This is a genomic window from Cupriavidus sp. HY129, from assembly GCF_059492215.1.
This window is the reverse complement of record NZ_CP083255.1, coordinates 1,790,419-1,807,654: the sequence shown is the minus strand read 5'-3', so window position 1 is coordinate 1,807,654 and position 17,236 is coordinate 1,790,419. Positions and strand designations below refer to the sequence as shown.

Genomic DNA, 17,236 nt, shown 5'->3' with positions numbered 1-17,236 from the left:
GACTTTTCTTCCAATTCGTCACGGTAGGAGGACCAGACGAAAACACGGAGTCTTTAAATATTTAAACGATGGCATGAATACTTTGATGGAACGCTCCAAACTGCGACGATTGCGGCACCATGCTTTCCGCGAGCGGTAGTAGCCGGAGGATAGGCAGCTCCTCGGAATTGCCGTAGTGCTTGTCTGCGACACGTTTAGATTTCATAAAGTAGCTTTTTCACCGATATAGGTAGGGTCATGCTCACTGTGAGAAGCCTGTTGTTAAGCCTTGTCTTGGGCTCGGTATCCATTGGGTTGGCGGAAGCGGCGGAGAGACCCAACATCGTGGTCATCATGGTCGATGACATGGCACCGATGGACGTGTCAGCCTACAACCGCGGGCTCGGCGCCGTTACCACGCCGAATATCGACCGCATCGCAAAAGAGGGGCTAATGATCTCCGATTATTACGCCCAACCGAGCTGTACTGCGGGCCGCGCGGCGCTCATCACTGGACAATATCCGATCCGTACCGGACTCACGGCAGTCGGGCAGCCTGGCGCGAAAGTCGGCCTGCAGGACTCCGACGTCACCATGGCCCAATTGTTGAAGGCCGAGGGGTACGCGACCGGCATGTTTGGCAAATCGCACGTCGGCGACCGCAATGAGTACCTGCCGACAGTACACGGGTTCGATGAGTTCTACGGCTTTCTCTATCACCTCAACGTGATGGAGATCGCTGAAATGACTAACTTCCCGAAAGACCCGAAGTTCCCCGGCATTCCCCGCAACATGATTCACGCGGTCGCTACCAGCTCGAATGACACCACTGACGACCCGCGCTGGGGGCGTGTGGGCAAGCAGAAGATCACGGACGAAGGACCGCTCACGATCGAACGGATGAAGACCATCGACGACACCTTCACCGACATGTCGATCGACTGGATCAAGAAGCAGAAGGCAGCCAACAAGCCGTTCTTCCTGTGGTTCAACCCTTCGCGCATGCACCAGAAGATTCACGTCAGCAATCAGTGGTTGGGCAAGAGCGGGCACACCGAGTACACCGATGCCGTGATGCAGCTCGACTCGCTGGTTGGCAAATTGCTGGATTCACTCGATCAGGAGGGGTTAAGCAAGAACACTATCGTCCTGTTCACCTCCGACAATGGCGTGAACCTCTCGCATTGGCCGGACTCTGGCGCTGCGTCGTTTCGCGGCGAGAAGGGGCTGACCTGGGATGGCGGCTTCCGTGTGCCAATGCTGGTCCGCTGGCCCGATCACATCAAGCCTGATACCTGGACCGGAGAGTTCATGACATCCGAAGACTGGCTACCCACTCTGATGGCTGCCGTCGGCAAACCGGACGTGAAATCCCAGCTACTAACTGGCCTTTCCGTCGGCGGCAGGACATTCAAGAATCACCTCGATGGCTACAATCAGCTCGATATGCTGACAAAGCCCGATGGCAAGTCCCAACGGCATGAATTCTTCTACTTCGCCGAAACCAGCATGAACGCGGTTCGCGTGGACCAATGGAAGATACACACGGCCATCAAGGACAAGTGGATGGAGGCAGCCAAGGAGATCCCCGGCGGGCTCGTGATCGACATCAAGGTCGACCCGTACGAGCGCTCTCCCGAAACCGGCGACCATTTCCGCTGGCAACAGCAGCGGAGCTGGATCATTCCAATCATGGCACCGTATATCGAAGCGTTTCAGAAGAGCATGAAAGACTACCCGCCTTCACAGAAGGGCGCCGGCGGGATAGGGATGGCTTCCATGGAGAATTAGCCTAAAGCGGCCGTTTGACATTGAGTCGTAAAAGTCGGCTTTTGGGACGCCGTCCACGGAGCGTCGAAGGTCGGCTTCTGGCCCGTCTCGGCCTTCCGTCTATCCAGGAAAGGGGTTACTGGCGCCGACGGCGGCTACCGCCCCTTCTCGGCCAGTCAGCTTCACAGCGCCGAAAGGCCGAGTCGGCCAGTTTTCTGCTGTTCGGTTTCATAGGATCGAGGGCCGTTCCCGACTCCAGAGCGGCCATCGTCGACCAGACCAATGGCCGGCCGCACATCGGCCAACACCGACTTGCGGCCTGGCATCTGCTTTTCAAGTCAGTCTCAGTCTCCCCGTGAAGGGCGGGATGGACACGCGGACATCAGTGGTCGCCGTTGTCCCGCAACAGCGCCGGATTCACCACCCGGATGCTTCGAAACGCAATCTCGATCAAGCCGCGTCTCTCCAGTTTCTTCAGAAGCTCGTTCAATGTCTGGCGCGAGACACCGACCATGGCAGCCAGGTCCACCTGGGACACCTTGACCGTGACAGGACCGGCATGTTGCTGGTCCGGACGCTGTATCCGCAGCAATGCCGCCAGCTTTGCACAAACACGCTCTTCCGGAGAAATCAGTCTTGAATCCGAGACGTGGCGCAGCAAGCCGGCATATCGCTCCGCGATGAACAGTGCAAGGTAGCGGTAGAAACTCGGATCTTCCTTTGCGATTCGCTCGAATTGCGCCTTGGAAAGCGTGAATATCCGGACGTCCGTGTCGGCGATCACTGCCACGGTGGTCTTCTCGTTGGTGACTAGGGCCAATGGGCCAAACCAGAAGCCGGGGTCTCCTACGTGATAGAGGTTCTCCTCGCCGCCGACCAGCACGCGCGTAACGCGGACGTGGCCCTCCAATACTGCACTCATCGCTTTGGGTGTACTTCCCTGTGCGGAAACCACCGCCTTCCTTGGGAAGGTGCGCACCGTACCGCGGGAAATGATCTTGTCCTGCAAGGCTGCGGGTAGACTCGCAAACCACGCATTGCTCACAAGGATGCGTCGGAGTTCCTGATCAGTGGCGTCACCGGTAGCGGGCATGGAAAAACGAGATGAGTTGTCGTCCGGGCGACAAGTGCCAGGGCGCTTCAAATGTAGCATGCCCTCGCATGCTGGCCGTGCGGGCCGGGACGCTCTACTACAGCAAGGAGACGAGTCGTGAAGCAACATTCTGGTTCGGGATCGGTCAGGTCGACCGCGTGCCATCCATTCCGCCGCCGAATCGCGATGGCACTGGCGTTCGCCGCTGCGTGTGGCACAGTTGGCACGGCAGCCGCGCAGTCGCCGCAGTCGCAGCAATCGAAGTCTGGCGGGACTGCAGTCGTCGATGCTATCAGGGACCCGATTCCCGGCCCGCGCAATTGCTTCTGGTCGCGTGGCCCGGTCAGTGCCGATCCGTACATCAATATCGCATATCCCGATGCCGGCACGTTTTACTGGGGCGCGACGTTCTCGATTCCTGAGGGCGCGAGGCTTTCCATGGAAGGCAATTTTCCGCACTCGCGGTATATGTCGCTGATCAGCTATGACGGCGCCGGCGTTCCCGTCGAATCCGTCGCCGACTATCTGATCAAGCCCGCAACGGGTGCGGTGAATCCTTTCCTGCCCGGGGCAAATCGCAACGCAAAGGCGCGAGGCTACTCGCTGGATGTCCTCGACGCAGCGCCTCCGGCCGACCAGCCTGTGGGCATGAACTTGCTTGGGCAGCAGCGCTCGATATTGCATGCTCCGAAGTACGGACCCGGCCAACAGCAGGTTCTCTATCGCATCTATGCGCGAGACAAAGGAGTGGACGAGACAGGAGGCGTCGGACTGCCTGTTCCCGTGCTAACACTCGCAGATGGCCGGGTACTCAGGGGGGATGCGGCGTGTCCCGCATTGCGCACCCGGCAGCCGCTGCAGATCGATCCGGCAGCGCTCGCGGTCCCGATGGAGAAGTACCACGAGCTTGTTGCCACCGCCCGCGAGGTAGGCAAGGAGAAGCACCAGCCTGCGTTTCCGGCAACCAGCCCCCCTACTTGGTTTATCCAGTACGACCGAGAATATCTGTACAGCCTATACACCGGGAAGCCACTGACCAGCCCGAAGAAGAGCACCGGGGGCTTCTATCCGAACCTCGACAACCAGTACATCCGCACTATTGTCAACCGCAAGCTTGGCAAGGTGTTCGTCATCCGCGCCAAGGCGCCGACAACGCCTCGCACAGCCAACGGTGATGCCGTGATGGGCACGGGCGAGCTTAGGTACTGGTCCATGTGCTCAAATCAGGGCTTTGCCAATACCCGCGTCAATGGCTGCGTCTACGACGAGCAGGTTCCGGTTGGTCCGGATGGCTTCTACACGATAGTAGTGAGCCGGAAGGAAGACCGTCCACGCAACGCAACGACACAGTGCGGCATTGCCTGGCTGCCGATGGCGGATGACGGAGATGGCGCCGAAGACGCTGATGTCACGGTGGTGCAACTGCGGCACATGCTTGGGACGACAGACTTTCCCCACGCGGTACAGGCCATTTCGAAGCCGGGCGATGAACGCAAAGTCATGGGCGACTATTACCCGGCGGGCCGCTACATGTCGACCTCGGCCTTCGAGATCGCGGTGCCTTGCATGCAGGACAAGCACTAATCAGCTGCCGTGCTGGCGGAGTTCTTTCGGAGCAGTCGGTCGCTGGCGACATCGCGGAGCCAGCGGCCGGCGAGCCCGCTACTACTTCAAAGCAGAAACAGTACGGCATGGCGACGCGCATATGCGGATGCGCTGGCAAACGCCTACGCCACATCGCTTTCGCTCGGCAACGGCCAGCCGCTTTTCGTTCGATGCCGCAATCAGTTGGCTAGATCGCCGCAACGTCGTCGTCGACGTATGGGGCGTTTTACCGACAGATTGGTCGTCACACGCGTAAGAGCCAACGTTGCTACCGACCAAGGGGCGCCCGCTCAAAACGCCGTCGTTGGCCGGCTACTGTCTGGAGGGGAAACTCAGCCTGACTATTCAGATGGCAGCTTTGGGCCGGTTTCCGCCCTCAGCCTATCCGCGCCTAGGCTTCCAGGCGCTAGAGGCTTCTACCGCCCCATCTCTGCCGGTTGAACTTCGTTTAGCAGACGACCGGAGTCACAACTAAACCGGCCATCGAGATTGAAAAGGCCAATGACTCAAAATGGCCGAACTCTGCCCTCCCCGGAAGTTGGCGATAAGCCTTCTTTCTGACGCCCCTTACCGGCCCTCGCCCTATCCAGGGTCCACTCATTCGAAGTCCGGCAGTTTCATGCTATCCAGGATCTTCGGCGGATAGTGCAGCACGTGAGTCACGTGGTCCGCCGCGAAATCCTTGAGGGGCCGTTACCTCGCGCGGATGGCAAGGCCAATGCCATGGACAGGAGTCTGTCCGCACGCCGGCGCGATGCCGACGCTGCCGCTCACTCGTCTTCCGCCTTGCTCATCACCACATTTGGCACTGCCGCGGCGGGAGCAGTCACGAACGCCGCCTGGCGCGGCTTGTCGATGCTGTAGCGCAGGCGCCCCGTCTCGATATAGAAGCGCAGGTTGCGATTTTTCATCAGATAGAACAGGCCGACGAGCGCCGCGGCAAAACCCGAAGCCGCTCCAACACCCAGCGCCCAGCGCGGACCAAAGCGGTCCGCCACCCACCCCACCACCGGCGCGCCAAGCGGCGTGGTGCCCAGTGCAATGGCCAGCAGGATGGCGATTACCCGGCCACGCATCGCCGGCTCGGTCGAGATCTGCACGAGGCTATTGGTGGACGTGGTGAACGTCTGTGTCGATGCACCGATCACCGCCAGCGTCAGGCCGAACAACACCGCATTCGGCATCAATGCGCCAAACATGCAGCCCACGCCAAAGATGGTTGCGGCACCGACCAGGATCGCCATGCGCGGGCGTGCCCGGCGCGCGGCCAGCAGCGTGCCGGTAACGGACCCTATCGCCATGGTCGAACTCAGCAAGCCGTACTGTCCCGCACCGGCATGAAATGCACTGACCGACATCGTCGAAATGAAGATCGGGAAGTTCAGGCCGAAGGTGCCGATCAGGAACAGCATGAACAGCGCCGCCTTCAGGTCGGGGCGTTTCCACACGTACCTGAAGCCTTCCAGAAAGCTGCCGCGTGAGCGCTGCGCGGGCGGCTTCAGGTGCAGCTCGTGCTGACGCAACATGCGCAGCGCGCCGATCACCGGGACAAACGACAGCGCATTGATCAGGAATACCCATCCCGTGCCAATCGATGCAATGAGCAGACCCGTGATCGCAGGGCCAATCATCCGCGCCCCATTGAACGAAGTGGAGTTCAGCGCAACGGCATTGGGCAGGTCCTCCTCGCCGACCAGATCGGAGACAAAGGTCTGCCGCGCTGGGGCGTCGAACGCGGTGACGCATCCGAGCAGCAATGCGAACACATAGACATGCCACAGTCGCACCAGGCCAGTGACGGTCATCAGGCCCAGCCCAAGCGCCAGCAAACCCATGGCTGTCTGCGTGATGAACAGCAGTTTGCGGCGGTTGAAGTGATCGGCCGCATAGCCGGTAAGCGGCAACAGCAGCATCTGGGGGCCAAACTGCAGCGACATCACGATCCCGACGGCAGTCGCGTTGTGATGCGTGAGTTCGGTGAGCACGAGCCAGTCCTGCGCCGTGCGCTGCATCCACGTGCCGATGTTGGACACGATCGCGCCACTCGCCCACACCCGGTAGTTGAAGTTGCGCAGCGAACGGAATGTACGAGCCACGGACGTGTTCCCTATGAATCTATCGTGTTGACGTCACGGCGCGACCAGCCGCTTGAGAAGCTCGACGCCGGTTGCGAGTTGCTGCTGTTCGGCAGCGGTGAAACGACTCTGGATGGCGCGGTAGAGCCAGTCCTCGCGCGCCGCGCGGCTGGCTTTGACTTTCTGGCGGAAGGCCGGGGTCAGCGAGAGAACAGTTTGCCGACCGTCGTTTGGATCGGGCGCGCCGCTGACGGCACCCGCCGCCTTCAGGACTGTCAGCGTCTCGCCCATGGATTGCGGACGCACATCCAGGGCGCGGGCGAGTCCGGCAACCGTTGCCGGGCCGTCGCGCTCGAGCAGATGCAGCACCTGGATCTGCGAAGGCGTGAAATCACCGGCCCTCGCCTCTTCGCGCAATCTACGGCGCAGCGTGCCAATCAGGGCGCGCAGGTCTTCGGCCGTGGCGTGCGCCAAAGCGTCACTTGCTGAAGGAGGACTCTTGCTCATGGCATGCAACTAGAAAGGTTACCTTGCAAGGTTACCTTCCTAACTGGGACAGGTCAAATCGCGCCTCAGGCTGCCAGCAATGGGACGTCAACTGCCATGCAGAACGCCAGCGCGCGCAATGCCCCGGAAAGACCAGCAAGGGCGAATACCGAACGTTTTGTTGGGCCCATGCACCTAGACTGAGCGGTCCGGTCAGGCTAGGATTTTCGAAACATTACCCACTTGAAGAGGAGGAGACGATGCTGGCTGTTGTTGCGCAGATCAAAGTGAAACCCGGTGCCGAGGCTGAGTTCGAAAAGGTCGCAGCCGAACTGGTGGCGGCATCCCGGCAGGAGGAAGGATGCCTTGAGTACACGCTCTGGCGGACCGCTGAAACCGGGCTTTACGCATTCACCGAGAAATATCGCGATGCCGATGCGGTCGACGCGCATCGGAAATCGGAGCACTTCCGCTCCATCGGCAAAGCAATGGGCGCGTTCATGGATGGCCCGCCCAACGTACTGCGCCTGTCCTCAATCTGATCGACTACGATCCGGCGAACGTCCATGATTGCGTCGACGACCCGATTCCAGGGTCGTCGCCATCCCGGATGAAACTCCTGAAGCCCCGCGCCGTCCAATGCTTTTTGGAAGACATCGGACAATCATCATGCATCGGGTAGTTTTCAGCGCAATTGGACTGGTACTTCTGCTTGGCGCCATTCAGGGATGCGCGTCGTCAAGCGCCCCGGGAGGCCGGGAATCAAGCGTCACCGTGTACGGCACCGTGGATGCCGGCGTGAGCGTGACGCGCGACAAGTGACCCCTGCACGTGCCGAATCAGGCACACCCCTCAGTTTCCAAGGAAGGCTGAGCCAGTAACGCCAAGGCATCGGTGAGTGAGAGCACCGTCGTACGCGATTCGAATGCCGTGGCAAATAGATGATCGTGGACGACCGGATCCGGGTCGTAGCAGCAGTCCTTCACCGTGAACAGCCGGAAGTCCGCATCGCTCGCATGCGCCACCGACGACAGCACCACCCCCGTCGACGCGATGCCAACCATGATCAGCGTGTCGATCCCCCGGGCGGAAAGCCGCACCTCCAGGTCAGTGCCGAAGAACACGCTGGCGCGATGCGCGAGGATCAGCGGTTCGTCGGCCCGCTGGCTGAGTTCCGGCGAGATCTGGTCATTGACGAACAGGCCAAGCTGCTTGATGACCTGCCCGTTCCGGTTCAACGGGCTCACTTCCGGATACCCCGCGCTGAAATGAATCTTGGCGAAGTAGACGCCGACGCCCACCGCTCGTGCGGCATCGCACAGCCTGCGTGTATTCGACAGCAGAGCCGGCGCGACGGACGGGAACAACTCCAGAATATCGGTCTGGTAATGCATGACCACCAGCGCGGTTCGCGCAGGCTCGATTACCGGAATCTGCATGATCATCCTTTCTGGCCTCGGGTTGATGGCAAACCGCTTCGATGCTGCGCCCGTCGGGACCAATGACGAACGCCGCTTGTTAGTTCGCGTGGTAGTTCGCGTAGTGGTTCGCATGGTAGCGCGGGCGTGGACCAAGGGCACCGTTGTCCTTGCTGCCAGCGCCCTATGCCGCGCGATTCATCGCTGACGCCGAATTTGACGTGATCAAACATTGGCGCTCCTGAAGCGTCTGGGCCTTCGCGAAATTCTGCGTACTGTATCCCATCAAGGCCGCGCAACGATGTGCGCCGTGCGCCTGCCGTGCGCCTGCCGTGCGCCTGCTGTGCGCCTGCCGTGCGCCTGCCGTGCGTCAGTGGCACTTCCTTCGATCCATCGTCGGAATCGTCTGACGCACCTTTCGGAGCCGCCCTTCTGCTTCCCTCCCCCACCGCGAACCTAACCTTGATGCATGGGCGCACAGCCCTGCCCCCGCCGCCGGGCAGCAACGGGAGGGCCCGGCGGATCCGATTGAATCCACTTTGAACAGGAGCTCGAACGTGATGAGTAAATGGCTCTCAGCAGTAGTGTGTTCGATGCTGGTTGCCACGCCCGCAGGCATGGCACTGGCGCAAGCCCCGGCAGGATCGAAGGCCGATCACGAAGCTGCAATCAAGCAGGCGGATGCCGACTACAAGGCAGCATCCGCGAGATGTGACGGCATGAAGGACAACGCGAAGGACGTGTGCAAGCTGGAGGCCAAGCGAGATCGTGACGTGGCCAGGGCTGACGCGGATGCGCGCCACGAAGGTACCGAAAAGGCCCACGCCAAGGCCATGAAAACCAAGGCCGATCGAGACTACGACGTGGCGAAGGAAATGTGTGACGACAAGAAGGGCAACGAGAAGGACGTCTGCGTGAAGGATGCCAAGGCCGCGCATGAGCGGGCCGTGGGCAGCGCGAAGATCGAGAAGGCCGCAGTCACCGGCAGCCCCGAGGAAGTCGCGCAAGCGCGCCGTGCTGCCCAGAAGGACAACCTTGACGCGGCATACGAGGCTCGCAAGGAACGTTGCGATGCGATGTCCGGCGACGCCAGGAGCCAGTGCCAGGCCGATGTCGCCGCCAAGTTCGGCAAGTAATCAACCGTCAATCATCACCTCCGCCAATTGCTGGCGTGTTCCCGGGGCGGCGTCCGTATGTCCGCACCAGGAACTTCACTCAAGGAGTCAGATATGAACTGGGATCAGATCGAAGGTAAGTGGGAACAGGCCAAGGGCAAGGTCAAGGAACAGTGGGGCAAGCTCACTGACAGCGATATCACGCAGATCCGCGGTAAGCGGGACCAGCTTCTCGGCCGCATCCAGGAACGTTATGGCTGCACCAAGGAAAAGGCCGAGGATGAGCTGAAGGCATGGGAGCGTGACGTCCACTGGTAACCCATCGCTTGCAAGAAAGAAGGGCGTGCCACCCGGGCACGCCTGTTTCCGGGAGTCACCATGACCATGGTTACCAGTGCGGGACCCCTCATATCGTTGATCGCTGGCATCCTCATTCTGATCATGCCGCGACTGCTCAACTACATCGTCGCCATCTACCTCATCGTGATCGGTCTGCTCGGGTTGTTCGGCGGACATCTACGCTAAGAGGCACTATCAAAATGATTCTGGCGTCGTTGCGCGGCCTTGCCGTACCACTTGTACTGTCTGCGGCCCCGCGCCTAGCCAGAACCGCTTCGCTTCATTTTGATAGCGCCTCTAACGGCGCCGTAGTGAAGGTTGGCCGTCCCGGAGCAAGAGATGGCCGGTCACGTCAGCCGCGCAAATACGCCACGGCCCCCGACCCGGCCACGCGCCCGCTCGCAAAACAGGCCGTCAGCAGATAGCCGCCGGTCGGCGCTTCCCAGTCCAGCATCTCCCCCGCGCAAAACACGCCCGGCAATGCGGTCAGCATCAGTCGGTCATCCATCGCCTCGAAGCGGACACCGCCCGCCGTGCTGATGACTTCGTCGATCGGCCGCGCGCGAACGAGCCGCAGCGGCAATGCCTTGATGGCTGCCGCCAGCGCCTCGGGGTCGTGCATCGCCTCCTTCGTCAGGACCTCACGCAACATGCGCGCCTTGACGCCGGTAATACCCAGCCGGCTCTGCAGATGGCTCGATACCGAACGCGAGCCGCGCGGCCGGCTTACTTCGGCCGCGACATCCTCCGGGGAGCGCCCCGGCGCCAGGTCCACCGTGATAATTGCGAACCCGTGCGTGTCGATCAGATCGCGAATCGGCGCGGACAGCGCGTATACCAGACTGCCTTCGATGCCGGTCTCGCTGATGACGAACTCGCCCTGCCGCTGCAATGCCGTGCCATCGACCGTCGTGACGCCGATGGCCACCGACTTCACTGGCTCACCCGCATGTTGCGCGCGGAACACTTCGCTCCAGGCGATATCGAAGCCGCAGTTGGCGGGCCGCAGCGGCGCCACGTCAACGCCACGCGCCGCCAGCATCGGCAGCCATGCGCCATCGGAACCAAGACGCGCCCAGCTACCGCCGCCGAGCGCGAGCACAACCGCACGTGCCGCCACCTCGATCTCGCCGTCCCGCGTGGCAAAGCGCAGCACATGCCAGCCGTCGATGGGCGCGCCAAAACCGATCCAGCGGTGCCGCACGTGAATGCGCACCCCGGATTCGCGCAAGCGATGGAGCCATGCCCGCAACAGCGGCGCGGCTTTCATGTCAGTGGGAAATACGCGCCCCGAACTACCGACAAAGGTGTCGATGCCCAGCCCGTGCACCCAGGCACGCAGTTTGTCGGCGTCGAAGCTGTCGAGCATCGGCCCGATCCGGTCCGCGCGTGCGCCATAGCGGCGCAGGAAGGCATCCGCCGCCTCGGAGTGGGTGATGTTCATCCCGCCCTTGCCGGCCATCAGGAACTTGCGACCGACCGATGGCATGGCGTCGTAGACGTCCACCGGCAGGCCTTGCCCGGCCAGCATCTCGGCGGCCATGAGACCGGCAGGTCCCCCGCCAATGACAATGGCGCCATCGTGGCGGATGGGTTCTTGGGCAGGAACAGCGGGCATGGAATCGTGGATGACGGAGGGCTGGCGAATTATAAGCGTAGCCACGCCAGCGGCGATCCGTCCACGCTCGCCGCCTGCTCCCGGGCTGTGGTACCGTCGATTCCCTTCGTCCGCCGCACAATTCCGTCAGGCATCACATGGACAGTCCAACACTCACGTTCGCCGATCAGCAAGCATGGGAAGTCTGGCTCGAAGCCAATGGAGGCACCGCATCCGGCGTCTGGCTCCGCATCGCCAAGCGATCGGCCGGGGAAGCCACGGTGTCCTATGCGCAGGCGATTGAAAGCGCCCTTTGCCACGGGTGGATCGACGGGCAGAAGCAGGCCGAGAGCGAACACTATTGGCTCCAGCGCTTCACGCCGAGGACTGCAAGGAGTATCTGGTCCAGGATCAACAAGGAAAAGGCCGAAGCGCTGATCGCCGCCCGGCGAATGCGCCCAGCCGGGCTTCATGCCGTCGAACAGGCCAGACGCGACGGACGCTGGGAGGCCGCCTATGCATCCCCGAGCAAGGCGACCGTGCCCGACGATCTGCAGCAGGCCCTCGACGCCAACCCCAAGGCCAGGAAATTCTTCGCCACCCTGAACAGCCAGAACCGCTTCGCCATTCTGTTCAGAATCCAGAACGTGAAGAAAGCCGAAACGCGCGCCAGAAAGATTGCCCAGTTCATCGAGATGTTGAACAAGGGGGAGAAGATCCATCCCTAATCCCGACGCCGACGCTAGGTCAGCGCCCGCAAACCCTGCAACACCGTCGGCACCAGTTCGGACACCGTGGGGTGGATATGCACCGCGCGACTGATGGTCGTGTAGGGAGCCCCGGCGTACATCACGTCGAGCAGTGAGTGCACCACCTCGTCGCCGTTCAGGCCGAGGATCGCAGCGCCCAGCAACAGCCGCGTGTCGGCGTCGACGAGTATCTTCATGAAGCCCTGGCTTTCGCCCTTCTCCACGGCCCGCCCGACACGGCTCATGGGCCGCGTGCCCACCAGCACCTTGCGCCCTGACTGCCGCGCTTCCCGCTCCGTCATGCCGATGCGGCCCAACGGCGGGTCGGTAAACAAGGCATAGGCCGGAATGCGATCCGTCACCGCGCGCGGATCGTTATCGAGCAGATCGGCCGCGACGATCTCGTAGTCGTTGTAGGACGTATGCGTGAAAGCGCCCCGGCCGTTGCAGTCGCCAAGCGCCCAGATGCCGGGGACGCTGGTGCGCAGTTGATCGTCCACCTTGATGTAGCCCCGGGCATCCGTCTCGATACCTGCCTTGTCGAGCCCCAGATCGTCCGTATTGGGCACGCGCCCGACGGCCATCAACAGGTGCGAGCCGTGAACTTCAGGCGCCCCGCCCGCGCAATCAAGCCCGACGGCAATATGGTCACCGTCCTTGCGCGCGCTCAGGCAGTTGGCGTCGAGCCGGACCTCGATGCCCTCGCGTTCGAGGATCTCCCGCACGGCTTGCGACACGTCCTCGTCTTCCCGCTGAATCAGTCTCGGGCCTTTCTCGACGATGGTCACCCTGGCCCCGAACCGCCGGTACATCTGGCCGAATTCAAGGCCGATGTAGCTGCCGCCAACGATGATCAGATGCTCCGGCAGGAAGTCGACTTCCATCATGCTTGAGTTGGTCAGGTATGACACCTGATCCAGCCCTGGCATCGGTGGAATCAGCGCCCGGCCGCCGACGTTGATGAAGATCTGGTCGGCCTCCAGCAACTCCCCATTGACCCGCACGCCGCGCGCGTGCTCGAAGCGGGCGTGCCCCTGATGGACGGTGACGTTGTCCAGCCCGCGCATCCACTGCTCCACGCCCTGGCTGGACCTGCCCGAGATTTCGTCCTTGCGTGCCTTTACCTGCCTCATGTCGACCGCGACCGGCCCACCGATGGTCACGCCGTACTCGGCAGCCCGCCGCGCCAGTTGCGCGGCGTACGCACTGGCGATCAGCGCCTTGGTAGGGATGCAACCGGTGTTCACGCAGGTACCGCCAAACCGCCCGCGCTCGATAACCGCCAGCTTCTTGCCCGCGCCGGCCAGCCGCGCCGCGAGTGCGGGGCCGGCCTGTCCGGTGCCAATGATGATCGCGTCCAATCTCTGAGCCATCACGATTCTCCTTGCCGGGTACCGTGCTCGCCACCGGGCGAACCACGAAAATGGGCGCCTCCGCGACATCACCCGGGCCGCCAGCGCCAGGACCGCGCGTGCCCCGATGATTCCCGGAAGCCAGATCCGAGCATAGTGGACGATCCAGACGTTCGCCGGCCGCGTTGCAGCGGCCAAGTGCCGTCCGCTTCCGGGTTTCCCCTCAATCTTGGGTATGAAGCGCGGTGCGACAATCCAGCCTGATCGCCCGAAGCAGGCGTCGCGGCGAGGCAATGATCGCAGGCCAACCCAAGGGAGAAGAATATGCGTCGTCTTGCCGTTTTTTCCGCCGTCCCGGTCGCTTTTGCTTGCGGCTATCTTGTCGCCCACATCGACCTGCCGCATGCCCACGCCCAAACCCCGCCGGCCGCGCTGGCGCCCCTGATCGTCAACCTGGCGGCCATGAGCGACGAGGCCATCGGCCCGCAAGTGCCCAACATGGGCACACTGCGCACCAAGGGGCTGGTCAACACGCCTTCCGGAACCATCGCCGTGCAGTCGGGCAATGTCCCCAAGCACTACCACAACAGCGCCGACGAGATTCAGTACATCATCTCTGGCAAGGGCGTCTTCTGGCTGGGCGATGAAAAGCGCGAGGTCGGCCCCGGTGACCTGATCGTGATTCCCAAGGGCACCGCGCATGCGGGCTCGATCGCATCCAGCGGCGAGTTCAAGGCCTTGGCCATCAAGCTGCCGCCTCAGGCCGCCGGCGATACCCATCTGCTGCCCTGAATGCTGACTTGAATCCGCGGCCGCCTGGCGGCCCTGACCCCGCAACCTGCCGGCGCCGCATGTGCGGCGCCGCTCATATCTGGCCCTCCAGGCCATTGTCCGGCAAGGCAACTCCCCATAAATTCCCGGAGGAGACCTATGCCGCTTTCCTGGAGCCGCCAGCACATGATTCGCGACCTGATCGAGTCCACCCCCGCCCCGGGCGATCGTGCCGACGTATGCATCGTCGGCGCCGGCGCGGCCGGCATCCTGCTTGCCGTGGAACTGGCCCGCCATGGCCGGCGCGTGGTGATGCTGGAAGGCGGCGGCGAAGACATCGAGCAGGCCTCGCAGGACACCTATCGCAGCGAGATCGCCGGCCTTCGCCACCATGGCATCCACGATGGCCGCTTTCGCGCCATCGGCGGCTCCACCACGCGATGGGGCGGCCAGATTCTGGAGTTCGATGCCATCGACTTCGAACAGCGCCCCTGGGTGGAAGGGAGCGGCTGGCCCATCTCCAAGCGGGAACTGGCCCCGTACTATCAGCGCGCGATCGAACTGGAAGGACTCGCCAGCGCGTCGCTTGAGGACGCGACCGTCTGGCGCGAACTGGGACTGCCGCAACCGGTGTTCTCGAATCTCGACACGTTCCTGACCCGCTGGTGCCCGGAAACGAACTTCTCGAACCTCCACGCCAGTACCCTGCGCAACCATCCACTGGTGACCGTGTGGCTACATGCCAATGCCGTATCCCCCATCGTGGAAGGCACCCATGTTCGCAGCGTCCGATGCAGGACGCTGGATGGCAAGGAAAGCACGTTCCGCGCGGACCGTTTCGTCTGGTGCATGGGTGGCATCGAGAGTTCGCGGTTCTTTCTGCAGCCGGAGCTGGCGCAGATGCCGTGGCAACGCAACGCACTGCTGGGCAGGCATTTCCAGGACCACGTGGTCTGGCATACATGGCTCGACGTGACGAACCGGCGCAAGTTCCTGGACGTGTTCGGCAACGTGTTCAGTCGGGGCTACAAGTACCAGCCCAAGATCCGGCTTTCGCGCTCGCTGCAGCAGCGCTATCGCACGCTCAACGTCGCCGCGCAGATCTCCTTCGAAAGCGAGTCCGGCGAGATCCAGGCACAGATCAAGACAACGGCCAAGAAGCTGTTGCGCGGCCGCGTTGGCGAAGTCACGGGCGGCGAGATTGGCCGGCTCGTCCGCCATGCGCCACTGCTGGCGCGTCAGAGCTGGACCTACGCGGTGGCGCGCCGCGCGTATGTGCCGCCGGACGCCCGCATCGGGCTGCAGATCCAGTGCGAGCAGTCGCCACGCACGGACAGCGCGATCCGCCTGTCGAACTCGCGCGACAGCCTGGGCCTCTGCCGCACAAGGCTCGACTGGCGCATCTCCAATCACGAGGTGGATACGATCCGGGCCTTCGCGAAGGTCGCGCAGGACTCGCTGGCGGGCATCGCGCGCGTGTCCGACCCGAGTCTGTCAGAGGCCCCCGATGACAGTATCCGGGCCACCTGCGACGACATGAACCATCACATGGGCGGGATGCGCATGTCGGCCAGCGCCAGTGACGGCATCGTCGACCTCGACCTCAAGCTGCATGGCATGGACAACGGCTATGTATGCTCCGGCGCGGTATTCCCGACCTCGAGTTTCTCCAATCCGACGCACACCGTACTGGCACTGGCCGTACGGCTGGCCGAGCATATCGGGCGTCGCTGACATGGATCTGGCGTCTCCATCACGCCACCGCAACCGATCAACCTCCAAGGACTTGTCGATGGAAATCATCCCGTTCGCCAACACCGGCCGCCAGACCACCCGGCTCGGCTTTGGCGGCTCAGGCATCATGGGCGCGCTGGACCGCCGCCAGTCGCTGTCCATGCTCCGGGCGGCCTACGACGCCGGTGTCCGCCATTTCGATACGGCGCCGATGTATGGCTATGGCGAGGCAGAAAGCTGCCTCGGCGAGTTCCTGCGGGAGGTACGCGGCCAGGTGACCATCACGACCAAGTTCGGCATCCCGCCTCCGGACAGCAACGCCGTCACGCGCCTGGCGCGCGTGGTAGCGCGGCCGGTGCTGCAGACGTTTCCCGGCCTCAAGCAGATGCTGCGCAAGACCGTGATACCGATACCTGGCACATCCTTCTCTCCGGTCACCCCCTCCGAACCGAATCCCATCTTCACCGCACGCCAGGCGCGTGAATCGCTGGAAGCCAGCCTCGCCACCCTCGGCACCGACCATATCGACCTGTGGCTGCTGCATGAAGTCACCGCCCAAGACCTGACGGCGCGCGACGGCAACCACGAGCTCCTGCGTGTTATGGAAGACGCCGTGCGCGACGGCAAGATCGGCACGTTCGGCGCTGGCTCCCATCGCGACCAGATTCCCGAACTGGTCCGCACCCAACCCGCCTTCTGCCGCGTGGCGCAGTTCGAATGGTCGGTATTCGATCCGGCCATTCCCGATACCCCCTATCCGCGTATCCATCACCGGGCGCTGAACCAGCACCTGCCGTTGCTTGTGGCGTGGCTGCAGGCCAGCCCGGCCACCTGCCTGCGCTGGTCCACCGAGGTCGGCGCCGATCTCGCCAATGCCCGCGTGCTGGCGCAACTCATGCTCAAGGCCGCGCTGGTCATGAACCCGGCCAGCGTGATCCTGTTCTCGTCGAGGCGGCCGGAACACATCCTGGCGAATATCGACGCAGCCGAGGACACGTCACTGGACCAACCGGCACGCCGGCTTCACGCGCTATTCCAGCGGGAGCGTCCACCTGTCCCCGCCTAGGCACCTGATCCCGTCCTGATCCCATCTTGATCCCCCAATCCGCTCCCAGATTGGCTCGCTGATCCCGAGCCAGGTCATTCCCCTAGG

The 17,236-nt window shown here is 62.6% G+C and carries 17 protein-coding genes; 11 read left to right on the top strand and 6 right to left on the bottom strand.

The features are described from left to right. Nucleotides 1-237: 237 nt before the first annotated feature. Nucleotides 238-1,770: an arylsulfatase gene (locus K6G35_RS24405; RefSeq protein WP_187192372.1), complete on the top strand. Its 1,533-nt coding sequence runs from the start codon at nucleotides 238-240 to the stop codon at nucleotides 1,768-1,770. 361 nt (nucleotides 1,771-2,131) lie between these two features. On the opposite strand, the gene K6G35_RS24400 is transcribed toward K6G35_RS24405, so the two are convergent. Beyond that, nucleotides 2,132-2,902 carry a Crp/Fnr family transcriptional regulator gene (locus K6G35_RS24400; RefSeq protein ID WP_495676467.1) on the bottom strand — a complete coding sequence of 257 codons (771 nt, stop codon included), beginning with the start codon at nucleotides 2,900-2,902 and terminating at the stop codon, nucleotides 2,132-2,134. 126 nt (nucleotides 2,903-3,028) lie between these two features. Between K6G35_RS24400 and K6G35_RS24395 the strand changes: the two genes are divergently transcribed. Continuing rightward, nucleotides 3,029-4,426 carry a hypothetical protein gene (locus tag K6G35_RS24395; protein ID WP_008652478.1) on the top strand — a complete coding sequence of 466 codons (1,398 nt, stop codon included), beginning with the start codon at nucleotides 3,029-3,031 and terminating at the stop codon, nucleotides 4,424-4,426. Nucleotides 4,427-5,217: 791 nt separating this feature from the next. Here the strand turns inward: K6G35_RS24395 and K6G35_RS24390 are convergent. Then, on the bottom strand, nucleotides 5,218-6,543 hold the full coding sequence (locus K6G35_RS24390) for an MFS transporter (protein WP_035883864.1): 1,326 nt from the start codon (nucleotides 6,541-6,543) through the stop codon (nucleotides 5,218-5,220). A gap of 33 nt (nucleotides 6,544-6,576) precedes the next feature. Continuing rightward, complete coding sequence (locus K6G35_RS24385) at nucleotides 6,577-7,029, bottom strand: MarR family winged helix-turn-helix transcriptional regulator (RefSeq protein ID WP_011519415.1); 453 nt, start codon at nucleotides 7,027-7,029, stop codon at nucleotides 6,577-6,579. A gap of 239 nt (nucleotides 7,030-7,268) precedes the next feature. Here K6G35_RS24385 and K6G35_RS24380 point away from each other — a divergent pair, with 239 nt between their 5' ends. Both K6G35_RS24380 and K6G35_RS24375 read left to right on the top strand, forming a co-directional pair. After that, entirely contained in the window at nucleotides 7,269-7,550 is a 282-nt protein-coding gene (locus tag K6G35_RS24380) for a putative quinol monooxygenase (RefSeq protein ID WP_008649234.1), read from the top strand. A 127-nt stretch (nucleotides 7,551-7,677) separates the two neighbouring features. Beyond that, nucleotides 7,678-7,830 (top strand): hypothetical protein, encoded by a 153-nt coding sequence (locus K6G35_RS24375; protein ID WP_017511327.1) that lies wholly within the window; start codon nucleotides 7,678-7,680, stop codon nucleotides 7,828-7,830. A 17-nt stretch (nucleotides 7,831-7,847) separates the two neighbouring features. Here the strand turns inward: K6G35_RS24375 and K6G35_RS24370 are convergent, their stop codons facing one another. Then, on the bottom strand, nucleotides 7,848-8,447 hold the full coding sequence (locus K6G35_RS24370; RefSeq protein WP_035884129.1) for a cysteine hydrolase family protein: 600 nt from the start codon (nucleotides 8,445-8,447) through the stop codon (nucleotides 7,848-7,850). 536 nt (nucleotides 8,448-8,983) lie between these two features. On the opposite strand from K6G35_RS24370, the gene K6G35_RS24365 reads away from it, so the two are divergent. From K6G35_RS24365 to K6G35_RS24355, 3 genes are all read left to right on the top strand, one after another. Continuing rightward, the gene (locus K6G35_RS24365) at nucleotides 8,984-9,562 is read left to right on the top strand and encodes a V-type ATP synthase subunit E family protein (protein ID WP_035883865.1); all 579 of its coding nucleotides are present in this window, start codon (nucleotides 8,984-8,986) and stop codon (nucleotides 9,560-9,562) included. 93 nt (nucleotides 9,563-9,655) lie between these two features. Continuing rightward, on the top strand, nucleotides 9,656-9,859 hold the full coding sequence (locus tag K6G35_RS24360; protein ID WP_008649225.1) for a CsbD family protein: 204 nt from the start codon (nucleotides 9,656-9,658) through the stop codon (nucleotides 9,857-9,859). Nucleotides 9,860-9,919: 60 nt separating this feature from the next. After that, a complete protein-coding gene (locus tag K6G35_RS24355) occupies nucleotides 9,920-10,066 on the top strand; it encodes a DUF3096 domain-containing protein (protein ID WP_008649224.1) in 147 nt (48 codons plus the stop codon). 166 nt (nucleotides 10,067-10,232) lie between these two features. Here the strand turns inward: K6G35_RS24355 and K6G35_RS24350 are convergent, their stop codons facing one another. After that, complete coding sequence (locus K6G35_RS24350) at nucleotides 10,233-11,498, bottom strand: TIGR03862 family flavoprotein (RefSeq protein WP_495676466.1); 1,266 nt, start codon at nucleotides 11,496-11,498, stop codon at nucleotides 10,233-10,235. A gap of 137 nt (nucleotides 11,499-11,635) precedes the next feature. Between K6G35_RS24350 and K6G35_RS24345 the strand changes: the two genes are divergently transcribed. Continuing rightward, a complete protein-coding gene (locus K6G35_RS24345; RefSeq protein ID WP_008649222.1) occupies nucleotides 11,636-12,205 on the top strand; it encodes a YdeI/OmpD-associated family protein in 570 nt (189 codons plus the stop codon). 14 nt (nucleotides 12,206-12,219) lie between these two features. Here K6G35_RS24345 and K6G35_RS24340 read toward each other — a convergent pair whose 3' ends face one another. Beyond that, the gene (locus tag K6G35_RS24340; protein WP_008649221.1) at nucleotides 12,220-13,599 is read right to left on the bottom strand and encodes an FAD-containing oxidoreductase; all 1,380 of its coding nucleotides are present in this window, start codon (nucleotides 13,597-13,599) and stop codon (nucleotides 12,220-12,222) included. Nucleotides 13,600-13,902: 303 nt separating this feature from the next. On the opposite strand from K6G35_RS24340, the gene K6G35_RS24335 reads away from it, so the two are divergent. The 3 genes from K6G35_RS24335 to K6G35_RS24325 all read left to right on the top strand — a co-directional run bounded on the left by K6G35_RS24335 (nucleotide 13,903) and on the right by K6G35_RS24325 (nucleotide 17,149). Further along, nucleotides 13,903-14,370 (top strand): cupin domain-containing protein, encoded by a 468-nt coding sequence (locus K6G35_RS24335; protein ID WP_008649220.1) that lies wholly within the window; start codon nucleotides 13,903-13,905, stop codon nucleotides 14,368-14,370. Nucleotides 14,371-14,508: 138 nt separating this feature from the next. Further along, entirely contained in the window at nucleotides 14,509-16,083 is a 1,575-nt protein-coding gene (locus tag K6G35_RS24330) for an FAD-dependent oxidoreductase (protein WP_495676465.1), read from the top strand. A gap of 58 nt (nucleotides 16,084-16,141) precedes the next feature. Beyond that, nucleotides 16,142-17,149: an aldo/keto reductase gene (locus K6G35_RS24325; protein ID WP_008649216.1), complete on the top strand. Its 1,008-nt coding sequence runs from the start codon at nucleotides 16,142-16,144 to the stop codon at nucleotides 17,147-17,149. The last annotated feature ends 87 nt before the right edge of the window (nucleotides 17,150-17,236 follow it).